The organism is Azospirillum sp. B4 (assembly GCF_000333275.1).
GTDB lineage: Bacteria > Pseudomonadota > Alphaproteobacteria > Azospirillales > Azospirillaceae > Nitrospirillum.
This window is the reverse complement of record NZ_BACU01000393.1, coordinates 1-16,348: the sequence shown is the minus strand read 5'-3', so window position 1 is coordinate 16,348 and position 16,348 is coordinate 1. Positions and strand designations below refer to the sequence as shown.

The window sequence follows — 16,348 nt, the reverse complement described above, 5'->3', positions numbered from 1 at the left end:
CGTCACCAGGCCGCTGTTCAGCCTGGGCCGCTCCATCGCCCGCATCAATCCCGACCGCCCCACGGAAACGGCGCTACCGTTGCCCTTGGGGCATGAGCGGGATGAGCTGGGCTATATCGCCGCCCGCACCAACGAGCTGCTGTCCCGCCTGGCCGCCAGCCAGGAGGCGCAGCGGCGCATGGCCACGCGCGACCTGCTGACCGGCCTGCCCAATCGCGTGCTGCTGACGGAAGAGCTGGGCCGCGCCCTGCCCAAGGCCGAACGCGCGGGCTATCATGTCGCGGTTTTCCATCTGGATCTGGACCGGTTCAAGACGGTCAACGAAAGCTACGGTCTGGACGTGGGCGACCGTCTGCTGCGGGAGGTGGGCGCGCGGCTGACCGGCGTGCTGCGGGCGGGCGACAGCGTGGCCCGCCTGGGGGCCGATGAATTCGCCGTGGTGGCGGAGGACATCACCCAACCGGAGATGGCGGCGCGACTGGCCGAACGCATCCTGGACGCGCTGGCCGCACCGTATGCCATTGACGGCCACGTCCTGACCTTGACCGCCAGCGTGGGCATGGCGCTGTACCCGGGCGACGGCCGCGACCCGGAACCGCTGCTGCGCGGCGCGGACGTCGCCATGTGCACGGCCAAGGCGGCCGGGGGCGGGCGCTACCGCTTCTTCGCGCGCGAGATGATGGACCGCGCCGTCGCCCGCCTGCACAACGAGACCGCGCTGCGCCGCGCCATCGAGCAGGATCAGTTCGTCCTCTATTACCAGCCCAAGCTGGAGACACTGACCCGTAAGCTCAGCGGGGTGGAGGCGTTGCTGCGCTGGCAGAAGCCGGATCGTCTGGTCATGCCTGGGGATTTCATTCCGCTTGCGGAAGAAACAGGGCTTATCGTACCGATCGGTGCCTGGGTGTTGCGCACAGCCTGCGAGCAGGCGGCGCACTGGCTGAGGATGGGGCATGCCGTGCCCGTGTCCGTCAACGTTTCCGCCCGCCAGTTGCAGGAAGCGGGACTGGTGGACCTGGTGGCGGACTGCCTGGCCAAATCCTACCTACCGCCGGAACTGCTGAACATCGAGATCACCGAGACCAGCATGATGCGCGACCTGGACCACAGCGAGGCCCTGCTGGCCCGGCTGCGCGACCTGGGCGTGGGCATCAGCGTCGATGATTTCGGTACCGGCTATTCCTCGCTGGCCTATCTGCGCCGCCTGCCGGTGACGGCGCTGAAGCTGGACCGCTCCTTCGTCAACGACATTCCGGATGAGACGGCCATCGCCACGGCCGTGCTGGACCTGTCCCGCAGCTTCGGCCTGAAGACGGTGGCGGAGGGCGTGGAGACGGAGGAACAGTGGCACTGGCTGGCCCAGCAGGGCTGCGCCGAGGTCCAGGGCTTCCTGTTCGCCCGGCCCATGCCGGTGGACCTGCTGGAGCGTGACTTCCTGAAGGGTTGAGGGCGCGCCATACAACCATAGGAGAATACGCGTGCGCGCGGTCCCGGGCGTACAAGGGATGAATTCCCCTACCTAAACCGCCCATCCCGGACAGGACAACGCCATGATCAAAGTCAGCGTATTCTATGCCAACGAGCCCGGCGCCCGCTTCGACCACGATTACTATCGTGACCGCCATCTGCCGCTGGTCCAGGAGAAGCTGGGTGCCGCGTGCCTGTTCTATACCATCGACAAGGGCGTGTCGGGCGCGCCGCCCACGGAGCCGGCCGCCTATGTCGCCATGTGCCATATCTTCGCGGAGTCCGCCGACAGCTTCTGGGCCGCGTTCGGCCCCGTGGCGGAAGAGATCGTGGCCGATATCCCCAACTACACCACCCTGTCGCCGGTGATCCAGGTCAGCGAGGTGGTGGTGGGCGCCGGCCGGGGCTGATCCCCCGGCTGGTTCGCGCCCCCCGCGTCAGGTTTTGGGCAGGTCAGGTCTTGGGCAGGGGCGCGTTGGCGACTTCCAACACCAGGCAGCAGCCGTCCAGGCGCGTGTGGTCATAATAGGCCCGGCCGTCGTGCAGTTCGGCGATGCGACGCACCAGGTACAGGCCCACGCCGATGCCGGGGATGCGTTCGGCCGGCGACAGGCGTACGAACTTTCCGAATATTTTCTCCCGGTCCGCCGGGGCGACGCCCGCGCCCCGGTCAATCACGCTCACCCTGCTGCGCCCGCCCGCCTGCGCCAGGTGGACCCGGATGGACTGTCCGCGGGGGCCGTACTTGGCGGCGTTTTCCAGCAGGTTCAGCAGGGCGGTCTTCAGCAGGGCCGGATCGCCCAGCACTTCCGCGGGCGCCGTCCCCTCCACCTGCACGTCCTGGTCGGGGTGTGAGGTCCGCAGGGAACGGACGGCGTCCGCCACCACGCCCTCCAGACGCAGCAGCTGGGTTTCCAGTTGCAGGCCTGGGGAATGCTCGGTCTCCCGCCGCAGGCCGACCTCGATGATCTCCACCAGCCGTTCCACCGCCCGGCCCATGCGCTTCAGCAGGTCCTGCATCTTGCCTTCCCCGGACAGGCCGGCGGGCCCCTTGATTTGCAGGATGTCCAGGCCGGTGCGGATGATGGACACGGGCGTGCGGTATTCGTGTGACACCATGTCGATGAACTGGATCTGCTCGCGCACCGCCTGGCGCTCGGCGATCAGGGCTTGCTCCAAGCTTTCCTTTGCTGACGATAGTTCACGCGTGCGCAGCGCCACCATGTCCAGCGCCCGCTGTTCGGCATGGACGGAGGCCTCCAGCGCGGCGGCCTGGGCTTCCTTGCGCTCCTTCTCCAGCCGGCGCACGCGGGACGCGATGGCGATGTTCATCAGGATCATGTGCACCAGCGCCGCCGCCTGGGACATGTTCTCCGTCAAGGTGATTTCCGGGATGACGCCCAGGGTGCGCATGAAGCCCATCAGGGCCGCCAGGCAGGTTGTGCCGAAGGCCAAGCTGTAGATCAGCGCGCCGGAATGCCCCCGCCGGGCAAGCCGGATGCCACTGCCGATATAGATGAACATGTAGACTGAGGTGACCGAGGCCAGGGTGGCGCCGGCCATGGTGTAATGGTCGGCCACGGTGGCGATCATGCCAACGACGCCCAACGCCATGGGGATGCGGTTCAGCAGGCTGACCAGCGGCAAGGTGCGGCGCAGGTTCAGGAACTTCTCGGTCATCAGGGCGCCGGCGCTGATGCCGCCGCAGACGCTGAATCCGGTGATCAGATTGGCCAGGTACGGCGCGGGCCCGGGGAAGATCTGCGCCAACGCCCCGAAGGATCCGAAGGCCAGCCCGATCAGGCTGATCAGGTAAAGGCTGTAATAGAAATAGATACCTTCCTTCAGCCAGTAACTATAGATGAGGTTGGAGATCAGCACCGCCAGCGCCACGCCCAGCACGAAGCCCAGCCAGATGGACTGGACACTGACATGGTTCATCAGGGGGACCAGGCGATAGACCTGCCCGCTCAGGATGCTGGTGCTGGTGGTGTGGATGTGGACGTAAATCCAGGCCCGGTCGGCGCCGTCGAAGACCAGGGGCTGGGTGAAGCTGCGGAACCGCAGCATGCGGTTCGCCGTGGGCTCGCTGTCTCCCTGGACGGTCTTGGCATAGGCGCCGGCATCCGGGGGAGGCGCGTCCGCCGCCGTCATGGCGACGTAGGTTTCCACCGTGTCGAGGAAGCTGGGCAGCAGTTCCAGGTACCAGGTGTCGTCGGTGCCGGCTGGGCGATCCAGGCGCAGCCTCACCCAGGTGTCGGTCAGGGTGAAGCCCCGGTTCAGGTTGCCGGGCAGGGGCGTGAACTGGTGGCTGGCCTCGCCCGCCGTCACATCGGCGAGGGTCAGCGAGGCGTCGGGATCAACCAGGAATTCCAGATGGCCGCCAATGGGCAGCTCCCGGGCTTCAGGATGCAGGGTCAGGGGGGGCTGCGCCCAGCCGCTTGAGTCGGCCGCCCCAGCTGGTGGGGCGCCACCCAGCGCCCACACCCCCAGTATCCCCACCAAGGCCAGGCATGCCAGCAGGCGCCGCAGCCAAGCCAGGCTGATGTGGAACGATCGGGCTGCGCGGGGCCATGGCTGGAAGGGGACCGTCATGGCCGGGCGGAAGACTACAGCTGCTTGATGGGGGCGGAGAACAGGTAACCCTTGGCATGGACGGTTTGAATAGGGAAGGCCTCACCCACCGCGGCCTCGATTTTCCGGCGCAGCCGGCTGACCAAGGCGTCCAGTCCCCGGCTGCCCTGCACGGTGTTGGCGTAATCCAGCATCTCCAGCAGGGCCGTGCGGTCCACCGCCCGCCCCGGGTCCTGGGTCAGGGCCACCACCAGGTCGAACTCCTTGGCGGTCAGGCGCACGGGCAGGCCGCGCGGCGAATGCACCGACCAGCGGGCGCTGTCCAGCACCCAGGGGTCGCTGGATGGCGTGGTGGGCAGCGTCTGGCCCTCACCCCCATCCGGCGCGGCGCTCAGCCGGCGGGCCAGGTTGATGGTGGCGACGGCCAATTCACGGCAGTCTACTGGCTTCACGAAGTAAAGATCGGCTCCGCTGGTGAAACCCTTCAGGCGGTCATCCACCCGGGATCGGGCCGTCAGGATGATCAAGCCCATATTGGTGTTCGCCCTCAGGAAGCTGGCGATGGCGTAACCGTCCTGGTCGGGCAGGCCGATGTCCAGGATGACGATGTCCGCCGGCTCCTTGGCGATCTGGCGGTACAGCTCAAGGCCGGAACCGGCGGTGGTGACAGCCAAGCCCTGGCTGCTCAGGCATTGGGCCAGCAGTTCCCGGAGATCCACATCATCTTCGACCAGGACGACACGCGGCGCATCGGTGTCGGAATTCGTGTCCACGTCTGCCATAGAAAGTCTTTTCTTTTAAAGGTTTGTCGATGGTTTGGCGACTGTGCCGCCCCATGCGGGCCGGCAGAACTGAACTATTCTGGCTCAGCACTCTAATTTTCTATTAATTTTATGGCAATACGATGCGTGCCGCTTCGATTTATCGCCGGCCTGCTTCAGGCTTCAGTCCGGAGGGCCGGGGTGGATGGCCTGAAATTTCAGCGTCAGGACGCATTAAGGGCGTTGCCGTAAGCGGCATGGTTGTCTTAACCTCTGACCTCTCATGAAAAATCAGCCGGGCGTGTGAGGCCCGGTGTGAAGACGCCGGCCGGTCGGGCCTGTCCCAGACTGCAATGTGCCGGGCCATCCGGGGTGGTCTTATGGGTCAAGGCAGGCAATGGACGCTGCTGCGCGCCGCTGAGCAATGCTACCGTGTTGCCGCCAGCGTGCCATCGGGTCCGGAGCGCGACCTGTGGATCCGGCGCGGTGGCATGTTGGAGGCCGATGGCGTGGCGGCGTTGCTGGCCGGTCCGGGGCCGGAGCGCTGGCCGGGCCAGCCGGTGGCGGACGGCCGATTTGATGACGGAATCGAGTCTCTGGCCGCGTCGTCTGTGTCGGCCGACACCGCCAGCGTCAATTCTGTCGAATAATTTCGCGAATCGTCGCCCTGGCGTTCATTCCTGCCGAACCTCTTGNTACGTGCGGCGCAACGGCGCCCTGGCGTCGCCAGTAATTGACACTGGCGGACGGCTGGCGGAGTGTGCCGGACGTCATATGACGCGTCATCATCTTCGAGGTTTCTTCACGTGACCGGCCTAGTTTCTTCCGCCGCACCCTCTTTGGGCCGTTATCCCTCGGGTCGTGAACTGCTGGAGGCCATGGGCCTCGCGTCGCGACAGACCGAACAGCGCATGGAAGCCTTGCTGCCCGCCCCCGCCCGCTACATTGGCCGGGTGCAGGAGGCCGCCCGCTATGCCGTGTTCGCGGGCGGCAAGCGCCTGCGCCCCTTCCTGGTGAAGTCGTCGTCCGCGCTTTTCGGCGTGTCGGAGGACAACTGGCTGCAGGCCGCCGCGGCGGTGGAGATGGTGCACACCTACAGCCTCGTGCACGACGACCTGCCCTGCATGGATGACGACACCCTGCGCCGGGGCAAGCCCACCACCCATGTCCAGTTCGACGAGGCGACGGCGCTGCTCGCCGGCGACGCCTTGCTGACGCTGGCGTTCGAGGTGCTGTCCCAGCCGGCGGCCCACGCCGACCCGGCCGTCCGCTGCGCCCTGATCGCCAAGCTGGCCCAGGCCGGCGGCACGCTGGGCATGATCGGCGGCCAGATGATGGACATGGAAGCGCCCAATTCCGACTTCGGCTACGACGAAATCCTGACGCTGCAGAAGCTGAAGACCGGCGCCCTGTTCGAATTCTGCTGTGAGGCCGGACCCATCCTGGGTGGCGCCAGCGAAGCGGAACGGGCCTTGCTGCGTGACTACGCCGCGGATTTCGGCCTTGTCTTCCAGATCTCTGACGATCTTATTGATGCCACCGGTGATTCCGGCAAGGCGGGCAAGACTGTCGGCAAGGACGAGGCCCAAGGCAAGGCGACCCTGATTTCCTTGCTGGGTCTGGACGCCGCCCGGGCCAAAGTTGTGGAACTGGCCGAGCAGGCCGCCGCCCGTCTGGATGGTTTCGGTTCGGCGGCGGATTCGTTGCGCGGCCTGCCCTTTATGCTTATCGACCGGGAGTCGTGATTTATCACGATCTGTGCAAAAGTGTTCTCTTGTCACCGGCCCAACAGAGGTCGGTTATAATTATTTGGGAGCCGATGAATGGCGACGAAGACCCCGTTGTTGGACCAGTGTCCGACGCCTGACCGCTTGCGCGCGCTGGATCCCTCGCAGCTGCGGCAGGTGGCGGATGAACTGCGTTCCGAGACAATCGACGCGGTGTCAGTGACGGGTGGGCATCTGGGTGCCGGCTTGGGCGTTGTGGAACTGACGGTGGCGCTGCACTACGTGTTCGACACGCCGGCGGACCGCATCATCTGGGACGTTGGCCATCAGGCCTATCCGCACAAGATCCTGACGGGGCGCCGGGACCGCATCCGCACGCTGCGCACGGGCGGTGGCCTGTCTGGCTTCACCCGGCGGTCGGAGAGCGAGTACGATCCGTTCGGCGCGGCGCACAGCTCCACCTCCATCTCGGCGGGCCTGGGCATGGCGGTGGCCCGTGACCTCGCGGGCGGGAACAACCACGTCATCGCCGTGATCGGCGACGGGTCGATCTCCGCCGGCATGGCGTATGAGGCGATGAACAACGCCGGTGCGCTGGGCTCGCGCCTGGTGGTGATCCTGAACGACAACGACATGTCGATCGCGCCGCCGGTGGGTGCCGTGTCGGGCTACCTGGCCCGGTTGGTCAGCAGCAGCCAGTACCGGCACCTGCGCAACCTGGGCCGCCAGGTGGCGGAACACCTGCCGCGTCCGCTGCAGAACGCGGCGCGGCGGGTGGAGGAATACGCCCGCGGCATGGTGATGGGCGGGACGCTGTTCGAGGAGCTGGGCTTCTACTACGTCGGCCCGATCGACGGGCACGATTTGGACCAGCTGGTTCCCATCCTGGAGAACATCCGGGACGAGCCGAACGGCCGTCCGGTGCTGATCCACGCGGTGACGCAGAAGGGCAAGGGCTACGCGCCGGCGGAGGCGTCGGCCGACAAGCTGCACGCGGTGGGCCGGTTCGACGTGGTGACGGGCGCGCAGGCCAAGGCCAAGGCGAACGCGCCGACCTATACGCGAGTGTTCGCCGAAAGCCTGATCAAGGAGGCCAAGGCCGACGACAAGGTGGTGGCGATCACGGCGGCGATGCCGTCGGGCACGGGCCTGGACCTGTTCGGCCAGGCCTTCCCCACCCGGACCTTCGACGTGGGCATCGCCGAGCAGCACGCGGTGACGTTCGCGGCCGGCATGGCGACGGAAGGGTACAAGCCCTTCGTGGCGATCTACTCGACCTTCCTGCAGCGCGGCTACGACCAGCTGGTGCACGACGTGTCGATCCAGAACCTTCCCGTGCGTTTCGCCATGGACCGGGCGGGCCTGGTGGGGGCGGACGGCGCCACGCATGCCGGGGCTTTCGACCTGGCCTACCTGTGCTGCCTGCCCAATATGGTGGTGATGGCGGCGGCGGACGAGGCGGAGCTGGTGCACATGGTGGCGACCTCGGTCGCCTACGACGCCGGCCCGATCGCGCTGCGCTATCCGCGCGGCGAGGGCGTGGTGTGGACATGCCGGAGAAGGGCGAGGTCCTGCCCATCGGCAAGGGCCGGATCGTCCGTGAGGGCAACACGGTCGCCATTCTGAGCCTGGGCACGCGCCTGGGCGAGGCGTGCAAGGCGGCGGAGGACCTGGCGGCGCGGGGCCTGTCGACCACGGTGGCGGACGCGCGCTTCGCCAAGCCGATCGACCGGGACCTTGTGCGCACGCTGGCGGTGGGGCACGATGTGCTGGTGACCATCGAGGAAGGCTCGGTGGGCGGGTTCGGTGCGCAGGTGATGCAGTTCCTGGCGGAGGAGGGGCTGTTCGACCGCGGCCTGAAGTTCCGCCCCATGGTGCTGCCCGACCGCTACCAGGAACACGACAACCCGGCCAAGCAGTATGACGAGGCCGGCCTCAACGCCAATGGCATCGTCGATACCGTGCTCAAGGCGCTGGGTGCCAACGCGCAGGTGAGGACCGCATGACGACCAAGGTCACCCGTAACGCTTTCAAGGGAAAGGCCGTCGCGGCGGCCTTCCTGTCCCTGACCCTGGCCGGCATCTCGCTGCCTGCCGCCGCTCAACAGGCGGAGGCCCAGCAGGCCGCCGATCCGGCGGTGGCCAAGGTCAAGACCTTCTACGACACGCTGCTGAGCTGCATGAAGCAGGCGAAGCAGCTGGGTGTGAAGGGGCGGGCGGAGAAGCTGGACCCGGTGATCAAGGCGACCTTCGACCTGGCGACCATGACCCGCCTGGCCGTGGGACCAGCGTGGGAAAAGTTCTCGCCGGACCAGCAGAAGGGCGCTGTCGACGCTTTCACCAAGGTGACGGTGGCGACGTATGCCAATCAGTTCGACGGCTTCAACGGCGAAGTGTTCGATGTCGATCCCACGCCCAAGGCGCGGGGCGCCGACAAGGTGGTGGAAACCAAGCTGACCCCCAACGGTCAGCCGCCGGTGCCGCTGAATTATCTGATGCGCGGTCAGGGCGATCAGGCCCGCATCGTCGATGTTTACCTGAACGGCACCATCAGCCAGTTGGCCACGCGGCGTTCGGAGTTCTCCGCCGCCGTGCAACAGGGGGGGGCCGACGCCCTGATCCAGGGCCTACAGCAGCAGGCGGACAAACTGCTGGCCGCGTCCTAAGCACCGCCATGCCATCCCAGGCCCGGCCTTCGACACTGGAGGCCGGGCTTTTTTCGTGTCCACGGGGCGTGGCTCAATCCCGGTGCCGAGCGTCCATTCCCAATCGACGCTATGGGCGTTTGAGGAACAGTTCAGGGAATCGCCGGCATGGCGCTGGAATTGACGCCGATCGATTCGTCCAGAGCCGCTTGCCGGTTCTGCAGCCAGACGCTGCGCAGCAGGGCATAGAAGTCAATGGTGCCCTTCTTCAGCTCATCCAGGGTTTCCAGGTTGCGGGCCTTGTCCAGGCCGCCGACGATGCCGATGGGGATGTTGGCGTCGCCGCCGTCGTGGGCCGCGAACAGCCGGCCGGTGGGGTCGCCCCACAGCTCCACGCCCAGGCCCACCCCGTCGCGCACGGTGGACGGCCCGAACAGGGGCAGCACCAGGTAGGGGCTTTCCCGCACGCCCCAGGCATAGAGCGTCTGGCCCAGGTCGCCGGTCTGGCGCGTGAGGCCCATGTCGGTGGCCACGTCATACATGCCCGCCAGGCCAACCGTGCTGTTGAAGACGAAGCGCCAGAAGGTGGTGAAGGCCGACTTCACGCGCGCCTGGGCCAGGTCGTTGCCGAAGATCAGCGGCTCGCCCAGGTTGTCGATGCCGTGGCGCAGGCGCAGCTGCACGTACACCGGCACAACGTCACGATAGAAGCGCGACGCCGGTCCGACGGCGTTGTCGTTCAGCCACATGTTGGCGTCGAACGTGACGCGGTTCACCTTCTCCAGCGGATCCCAGGGCTCCACCACGCCCAGTTCGTCACGGCCGCCATTGGGGGGGGCGGCGCACCCGGCCAGCATGAGGCCCATCAGGAGGCAGGCGGCCAGGGCCGCGCGGGACTGTCTGATCATGCTGGCCATACTTTCCTGAAAATGCTGGAGGCGGGTGCCATGGCGCGTGCGGCGCGGCGATTGGGATAACAAAGGATGGTGGCCGGCCGCCACAATTGGTAGTGCCCACCGAAGTGTAATGTTGGAGCGTGCGGCGCAATATGCCGGTCGACGGAGGGCGGGCCAAGGCAATAACGCCTGTGACTAACCGTGCTATGTCCGCCGTCACAGGACGTGCTTTTGTCTTCGGTGTATCGGAATTGTCGCGGCGCCCGCATCACGGTGGCGCCGGCTGGCGTGTGCGCCGCGCTTACGTTAAGACGATACCCGAGATGACATCATCAGGCCCCCGCCGGGGGCCGGTTCTATTTGAGAGTCCCGCCCGGCATGCCGCTTCCGCTCCCCATACTGACTGACGCCCTGGGCTGGGGGCTGGGGACGCTGTCGGGTGTCGGCACGGTCTATACCCTGGCGGCGGCGGACAGCGCGCGGCGCTTCCTGGCGTCCGGCCCGGCGCCGGTGCTGGCGGCGGCGCCGGCGGTGACGGTGCTGAAGCCCCTGCACGGGGCGGAACCGGGCCTGGCCGAACGCTTGCGCGCGCTCACCACCCAGGATTACCCCGGCCTGGTTCAGGTGGTGTGTGGGGTGCAGGCCGCTGACGATCCGGCCATCGCCGTGGTCCGGGGCCTGATCGATGAACTGGCCGCGGCGGGTTCGCCCGTGCGCCTGGACCTGGTGGTCGACCCCACCCGCCATGGCGCCAACGCCAAGATCTCCAACGTCATCAACCTGATGACCGTCGTCCGGCATGAGGTGCTGGTGCTGGCCGACAGCGACATCGCCGTGGCGCCGGACTATCTGACGCGGGTGGTGGACGCCCTGTCCCGGCCCGGCGTGGGCCTGGTCACCTGCCTTTATCGCGGCGATCCGGTGGATGCCGGGTCCTTCTGGCAGGACCAGGCGGCGCGTGCCGTCGACCATCATTTCCTGCCCAATGTGCTGGTCGGCCTGCGTCTGGGGCTGGCCAAGCCCTGCTTCGGCTCCACCATCGCGGTGACGGCCGATACCTTGGATCGCATCGGTGGCTTCCCCGCCTTCCGCGACATCCTGGCGGACGACCATGCCATGGGGGCGGCGGTGCGGGCCCTGGGCCTGACCGTGGCCGTCCCGCCCTTCGTGGTGGGGCATCTGGCGCCCGAGTCCACGCTTGCCGCCCTGCTGGATCATGAGTTGCGGTGGGCCCGCACCATCCGTGGGCTGGATCCGGGCGGCTACGCCGGGTCCGTGGTCACCCATCCGGTGCCCTTGGCCATGCTTGGTGCAATTTTCGCGGGCTGGCATGCGTGGTCCCTGCTGCTGCTGGGGCTTGCGATCCTGGCCCGGGTCGTGCTTCAGGTGACGATTGATGCACGGATCACACGGTCCCGGCCGCGATGGCCTGGATTGATCAGAGACGTCTTGTCATTTGTGGTGTTCGTTGCCAGCTTTGGCATTCGACGTGTGAGTTGGCGCGGACAGCGCTTTTCGGTCAAATCCGACGGCACGATGGTGCCGCTCGGCGAAAATGGTGGGTCATGATGCGGACGCTTTTTCTCCAGGCGCCTTCCTTCGACGGTTTTGACGGCGGCGCCGGCTCGCGCTACCAGGCGCGCCGCGAAATCAAGTCTTTCTGGTACCCGACGTGGCTGGCGCAGCCGGCCGCGTTGATTGAGAACAGCAAGCTGATCGACGCCCCGCCGCACAAGACCAAGCTGTCCGAGGTCACGGCCCAGATCAAAGACTTCGACATGGTGGTGCTGCACACCTCCACCCCGTCGTTCAAGTCGGACGTGGCCACCATCGAGGCGCTGAAGGCCGTCAACCCCAACCTGAAGGCCGGCCTGATTGGCGCCAAGGTGGCGGTGGAGGCGGACAAGAGCCTGGCCCAGGCCCCCATCGTCGACTTCGTCGCCCGCAACGAATTCGACTTCACCATCAAGGACGTGGCCGACGGCAAGAAGTGGTCGGACATCAAGGGCCTGTCCTTCCGCAATTCCGAGGGCGTGATCGTCCACAACGAGGATCGCGAGATCCTTGAGAACATGGACAGCCTGCCGTGGGTGACCCCGGTCTATAAGCGCGACCTGGAGATCGAGAAGTACTTCATCGGTTACCTGAAGGCGCCCTACCTCAGCATCTACACCGGCCGCGGCTGCAAGTCGCGCTGCACCTTCTGCCTGTGGCCCCAGACCGTGGGCGGCCACCGCTACCGCACCCGCAGCGTCGGCCATGTGGTGGAGGAGATGGCGTGGGCGCAGAAGAACTTCCCGCAGGTGAAGGAATTCTTCTTCGACGACGACACCTTCACCGACAACCTGCCCCGCGCCGAGGCCATCGCCAAGGAACTGGGCAAGCTGGGCATCACCTGGTCGTGCAACGCCAAGGCCAACGTGCCGCGTGAGACGCTGAAGGTCCTGCGCGACAACGGCCTGCGCCTGCTGCTGGTCGGCTACGAATCCGGCAACCAGCAGATCCTGCACAACATCAAGAAGGGCATGCGCGTCGAGGTGGCCGAGAAGTTCACCAAGGACTGCCATGAGCTGGGGATCCAGATCCACGGCACCTTCATCCTGGGCCTGCCGGGCGAGACGCAGGAAACCATCCAGGAAACCATCAAGTGGGCCGCCAAGATCAACCCGCACACCATCCAGGTGTCGCTGGCCGCCCCCTATCCCGGCACCGCGCTGTACCAGCAGGCCATCGAGAACGGCTGGCTGGACGATGCCAACGCCGAGCTGGTGGACGAGCACGGCGTGCAGATCGCCCCGCTGCACTATGACCACCTGAGCCACTCGGAAATCTTCAGCTCGGTCGAGACCTTCTACAAGAAGTTCTACTTCCGCAGCGGCAAGATCGCCTCCATCGTGGGTGAGATGGTCCGCGACAAGGACATGATGAAGCGCCGCCTGCGCGAGGGCGTGGAGTTCTGGCAGTTCCTGCGCGAACGCCGCAACGCCGCTTGATTTAGTCCCTCAGTCGCCGGTGTCGATTCCCGTTCACAGCAGGCGGGGATTGGCGCCGCGCTCTCCACATCGGGTTCGGAACACCCTTCATGTCCGCAACCACGCCGGGCGCCGTCGCGACCTCCAGTACTGGGGGATCGGGGCGGCGCCTGATCGTTACGGCGGATGACTTCGGCCTGTCGGCCGCGGTCAACGCCGCCGTGATCGAGGCCCACACCCAGGGCATCCTGACCGCCGCCAGCCTGATGGTGGCCGGGGCCGCCGCCAACGCGGCGGTGGCGCTGGCCCATGCCCAGCCCAGCTTGGCGGTGGGCCTGCACGTGGTGTTGGTGGACGGCAAGCCCTTTCTGCCGCCCGGCGACATTCCCGACCTGGTGGGCCCCGACGGCCTGTTCCGTAACGACCTGGCCAAGGTCGGGGCGGCCATCTTCTTCCGGCCCAAGGTCGCCGCCCAGGTGGCGGCGGAGGTGGAGGCCCAGTTCCAGGCCTTTGGCGCCACCGGCCTGAAGCTGGACCATGTGAACGCCCACAAACACTATCATCTGCATCCCACGGTGGGCCGCATCCTGCTGGACGCCGCGCGCCGCCATGGCGCGCGCGCCATGCGCGTGCCCGTGGAGCCGGCGGACGTCATCCGCGCCGTGACGCCGGAGGCCGACCTGGGCCTGCATCGCGTCACCGGTCCCTGGGCCAAGCTGCTGCGCGCCAAGGTGCGCCGTGCCGGGCTGGCCGCCCCCGACCAGGTGCTGGGCCTGGCCTGGACGGGTGCCGTCACGGCGGAAAGGCTGCGCGGCGCCCTGGCCCACCTGCCGCCGGGTGTCACCGAGATTTACCTGCATCCGGCCGTCAGCGACGATGTGCCGGGCGGCGCGCCCGGCTATCGCTATCGCGAGGAACTGGCGGCCCTGCTTGACCCTGAGGTCAACGCCTTGGCCGCCCGCTTCCCCCGGGGCGGCTTCCGCGACCTGCCCATCGTCCTGGAATAGGCGGCGACCCGCATGGAAAAGGCAGCCCGCCTGTTCGCCCTGCTGGGCCTGGCCCTGGCCGTGGTGCTGGTCGCCCGCGAGGACACCAGCGCCCTCTGGGCCCTGCTGAAGACCGCCGGCGTCGGCTTGGTGGCGGCGGGCCTGTTCCACGCCGTGCCGATGGTGGCCAACGCCCGGGCCTGGCAGGTGTTGCTGCCCGGGGCCACGCGCCCCTCCCTGGCCGCCATGGCGCGCAACGTCTGGATCCGCGAGTCGGTCAACGGCCTGTTGCCCGTGGCCCGTATCGGCGGGGAAATCGTGTCCTTCCGCATCCTGCGCCTGGACGGGGTGCGGGTGGCGCCGGCCGCCGCCAGCCTGGTGGTGGACATGGCCATCTCCATCCTCAGCCAGCTGGGCTTCAGCCTGTTGGCGGTGGGCTTGCTGGTGGCGCTGAAGGGTCCGGTGGGTATCGCGGGCCAGGTGACCCTGGGGCTGTTGGCCATGGTGCCGCTGGTGGTGCTGTTCATCCTGGTGCAGCGGGCGGGCCTGTTTGCCAAGGTCACCAGCGTGCTGGACAAGGCGGCATCCGGCCGTCTGGCCGGCATCATGACCCACAGCGCCCGCATCGATCGCGCCTCAAAGGCCATGTACCGGCGCACCGGCGCCATCACTGGCTGCTTCCTCTGGCAGCTGTTGGGCTGGGCGCTGGGGGCGGGGGAGATCTGGCTGGCCCTATGGGCGCTGGGCCATCCCGTGGGCCTGGTGGAGGCCCTGGTGATCGAGGGGCTGATCCAGGCGGTCAGCAGCGCCGCGTTCGTCGTGCCGGGCGCCCTGGGCGTGCAGGAAGGCGCCTTCCTGCTGCTGGGCGCCGCGCTGGGCCTGGATGCCCCCACCGCCTTGGCCCTGGCCGCGGCGCGCCGCCTGCGCGACCTGGTGGTCTTCCTGCCGGGGCTGGTGGCCTGGACCACCCTGCGCAAGGCCAAGGTCTGATCGTGATCAACGCCATTTCCCGCGATCCGCGCGATCTTCCGGCGCCGTTGCGCGCTGCCAACGGCTGATGGCCGGAGCAAGGATTACCCCATGGCGCACCTAGATGCCGTCCAGTCGCCGCTGGTCCAATCCCCCTTGGTCCAGCCTTCCCTGGCGCAACCCGTCGTCAGCGTGTCGCCCCTGACCGCAGGGGCCGACGATCGCGGCGCCCGGCTCGGCATGGTGGTTATCCTCGCCCTCCTGGCGGTGGGGCTGGGCTATGTCGCGGTCAGCTTGGCCGGCGACCTGCGCGGCATCGACGGCGGCGCCTCCGTTCTGCCCTTCGCGGTGCTCGGCGTGGCCCTGCTGATCGCGCTGGGCTTCGAGTTCGTGAACGGCTTCCATGACACGGCCAATGCCGTGGCCACGGTGATCTACACCCATTCCCTGCCGGCGCATGCCGCCGTGGTGTGGTCGGGCCTGTGCAACTTCGCCGGTGTGCTGTTCTCCACCGGCGCGGTCGCCTTCGGCATCGTCTCGCTGCTGCCGGTGGAACTGATCCTGCAGGTGGGCAGCGACATCGGCTTCGCCATGGTCTTCGCCCTGCTGCTGGCCGCCGTGCTGTGGAACCTGGGCACCTGGTATCTGGGCCTTCCATCCTCCAGCTCCCACACCCTGATCGGGTCCATCATCGGTGTCGGCCTGATGAACCAGCTGATGGCGGCGCCGGGCGCCAATGCCAGCGGCGTCGACTGGGGCCAGGCCGGCAAGATCATCCAGACCTTGCTGATTTCGCCGGTGGTCGGTTTCGTCTGCTCCGCCGCCCTGCTGGTCCTGATGCGCGCGGTCATCAAGGACAGGACCCTGTTCCGGGCGCCACAGGGCCGCAAGCCGCCCCCACGATGGATTCGCGGCCTGCTGGTGCTGACCTGCTCGGGCGTCAGCTTCGCCCATGGCTCCAACGACGGGCAGAAGGGCATGGGCCTGATCATGCTGATCCTGATCGGCACGGTGCCCACCGTCTATGGCCTGAACCGCGCCGTCACCGCCGCCGACACCCCCGCCTACATCGCCACCTTCGACCGGGCGGGTGAGGTGCTGGGCCGTCATGTCGAGCACATGCCCGCGGACCCGCGCGTGGCGGTGGAGGACTTCGTGCGCACCGGCGTCCTGACCAGCCTGACCCTGGGCGGCCTGCATGAGCTGACGGCCAGCATCGCCGATCAGCTGCGTTTCTCGGGCGCCTTGTCGGGCGTGGCGCAGGGGCAGATGCGTAATGACATGTATCTCTCGGCCGAGGCATTGCGCCGTCTGCAGAAGCAGGACGGCCCGACGCTCAGTGACACCGATCG

General features: G+C 67.3%; 13 protein-coding genes and 1 pseudogene. 11 read left to right on the top strand and 3 right to left on the bottom strand.

Annotation, left to right across the window (positions count from 1 at the left end; genetic code table 11):
- Together I55_RS17580 and I55_RS17575 are read left to right on the top strand one after the other, a co-directional pair.
- Positions 1-1,447 (top strand): bifunctional diguanylate cyclase/phosphodiesterase (locus I55_RS17580; RefSeq protein WP_044561879.1); only part of this gene is annotated, 1,447 nt, incomplete at its 5' end.
- Positions 1,448-1,550: 103 nt separating this feature from the next.
- Positions 1,551-1,877: an EthD family reductase gene (locus I55_RS17575; RefSeq protein ID WP_044561878.1), complete on the top strand. Its 327-nt coding sequence runs from the start codon at positions 1,551-1,553 to the stop codon at positions 1,875-1,877.
- Positions 1,878-1,920: 43 nt separating this feature from the next.
- Here I55_RS17575 and I55_RS17570 read toward each other — a convergent pair whose 3' ends face one another.
- Positions 1,921-4,062 (bottom strand): sensor histidine kinase, encoded by a 2,142-nt coding sequence (locus I55_RS17570; RefSeq protein ID WP_044561877.1) that lies wholly within the window; start codon positions 4,060-4,062, stop codon positions 1,921-1,923.
- Positions 4,063-4,076: 14 nt separating this feature from the next.
- Positions 4,077-4,823, bottom strand: a complete 747-nt coding sequence (locus I55_RS17565) for a response regulator transcription factor (RefSeq protein ID WP_044561876.1) — start codon at positions 4,821-4,823, stop codon at positions 4,077-4,079.
- Between the two features lie 359 nt (positions 4,824-5,182).
- On the opposite strand from I55_RS17565, the gene I55_RS17560 reads away from it, so the two are divergent.
- The 4 genes and pseudogenes from I55_RS17560 (at position 5,183) to I55_RS17545 (ending at position 9,194) form a co-directional block, all read left to right on the top strand.
- Positions 5,183-5,452, top strand: coding sequence for a hypothetical protein (locus tag I55_RS17560; protein WP_044561875.1), 270 nt, complete (start codon positions 5,183-5,185; stop codon positions 5,450-5,452).
- A 228-nt stretch (positions 5,453-5,680) separates the two neighbouring features.
- A complete protein-coding gene (locus I55_RS17555; RefSeq protein ID WP_044561883.1) occupies positions 5,681-6,547 on the top strand; it encodes a polyprenyl synthetase family protein in 867 nt (288 codons plus the stop codon).
- 78 nt (positions 6,548-6,625) lie between these two features.
- A pseudogene (gene dxs / locus I55_RS17550) lies at positions 6,626-8,535 on the top strand (1-deoxy-D-xylulose-5-phosphate synthase).
- Positions 8,532-9,194, top strand: a complete 663-nt coding sequence (locus I55_RS17545) for an ABC transporter substrate-binding protein (RefSeq protein ID WP_049974232.1) — start codon at positions 8,532-8,534, stop codon at positions 9,192-9,194. Before dxs ends, I55_RS17545 begins: the two are co-directional and overlap by 4 nt.
- Positions 9,195-9,325: 131 nt before the next feature.
- Here the strand turns inward: I55_RS17545 and I55_RS17540 are convergent, their stop codons facing one another.
- Positions 9,326-10,081 carry a VacJ family lipoprotein gene (locus tag I55_RS17540; protein WP_044561881.1) on the bottom strand — a complete coding sequence of 252 codons (756 nt, stop codon included), beginning with the start codon at positions 10,079-10,081 and terminating at the stop codon, positions 9,326-9,328.
- 366 nt (positions 10,082-10,447) lie between these two features.
- Between I55_RS17540 and hpnI the strand changes: the two genes are divergently transcribed.
- From hpnI to I55_RS17515, 5 genes are all read left to right on the top strand, one after another.
- Positions 10,448-11,638, top strand: a complete 1,191-nt coding sequence (gene hpnI, locus I55_RS17535; RefSeq protein WP_044561874.1) for a bacteriohopanetetrol glucosamine biosynthesis glycosyltransferase HpnI — start codon at positions 10,448-10,450, stop codon at positions 11,636-11,638.
- Positions 11,635-13,062, top strand: coding sequence for a hopanoid biosynthesis associated radical SAM protein HpnJ (gene hpnJ, locus I55_RS17530; RefSeq protein WP_199902630.1), 1,428 nt, complete (start codon positions 11,635-11,637; stop codon positions 13,060-13,062). Before hpnI ends, hpnJ begins: the two co-directional genes overlap by 4 nt.
- Positions 13,063-13,151: 89 nt before the next feature.
- Positions 13,152-14,048 carry a hopanoid biosynthesis-associated protein HpnK gene (gene hpnK / locus I55_RS17525; protein WP_044561872.1) on the top strand — a complete coding sequence of 299 codons (897 nt, stop codon included), beginning with the start codon at positions 13,152-13,154 and terminating at the stop codon, positions 14,046-14,048.
- A gap of 12 nt (positions 14,049-14,060) precedes the next feature.
- Complete coding sequence (locus I55_RS17520; protein WP_044561871.1) at positions 14,061-15,017, top strand: lysylphosphatidylglycerol synthase domain-containing protein; 957 nt, start codon at positions 14,061-14,063, stop codon at positions 15,015-15,017.
- A gap of 90 nt (positions 15,018-15,107) precedes the next feature.
- Positions 15,108-16,348, top strand: a 1,241-nt coding sequence (locus I55_RS17515; RefSeq protein ID WP_148293799.1) for an inorganic phosphate transporter, incomplete at its 3' end; no start/stop codon positions are given.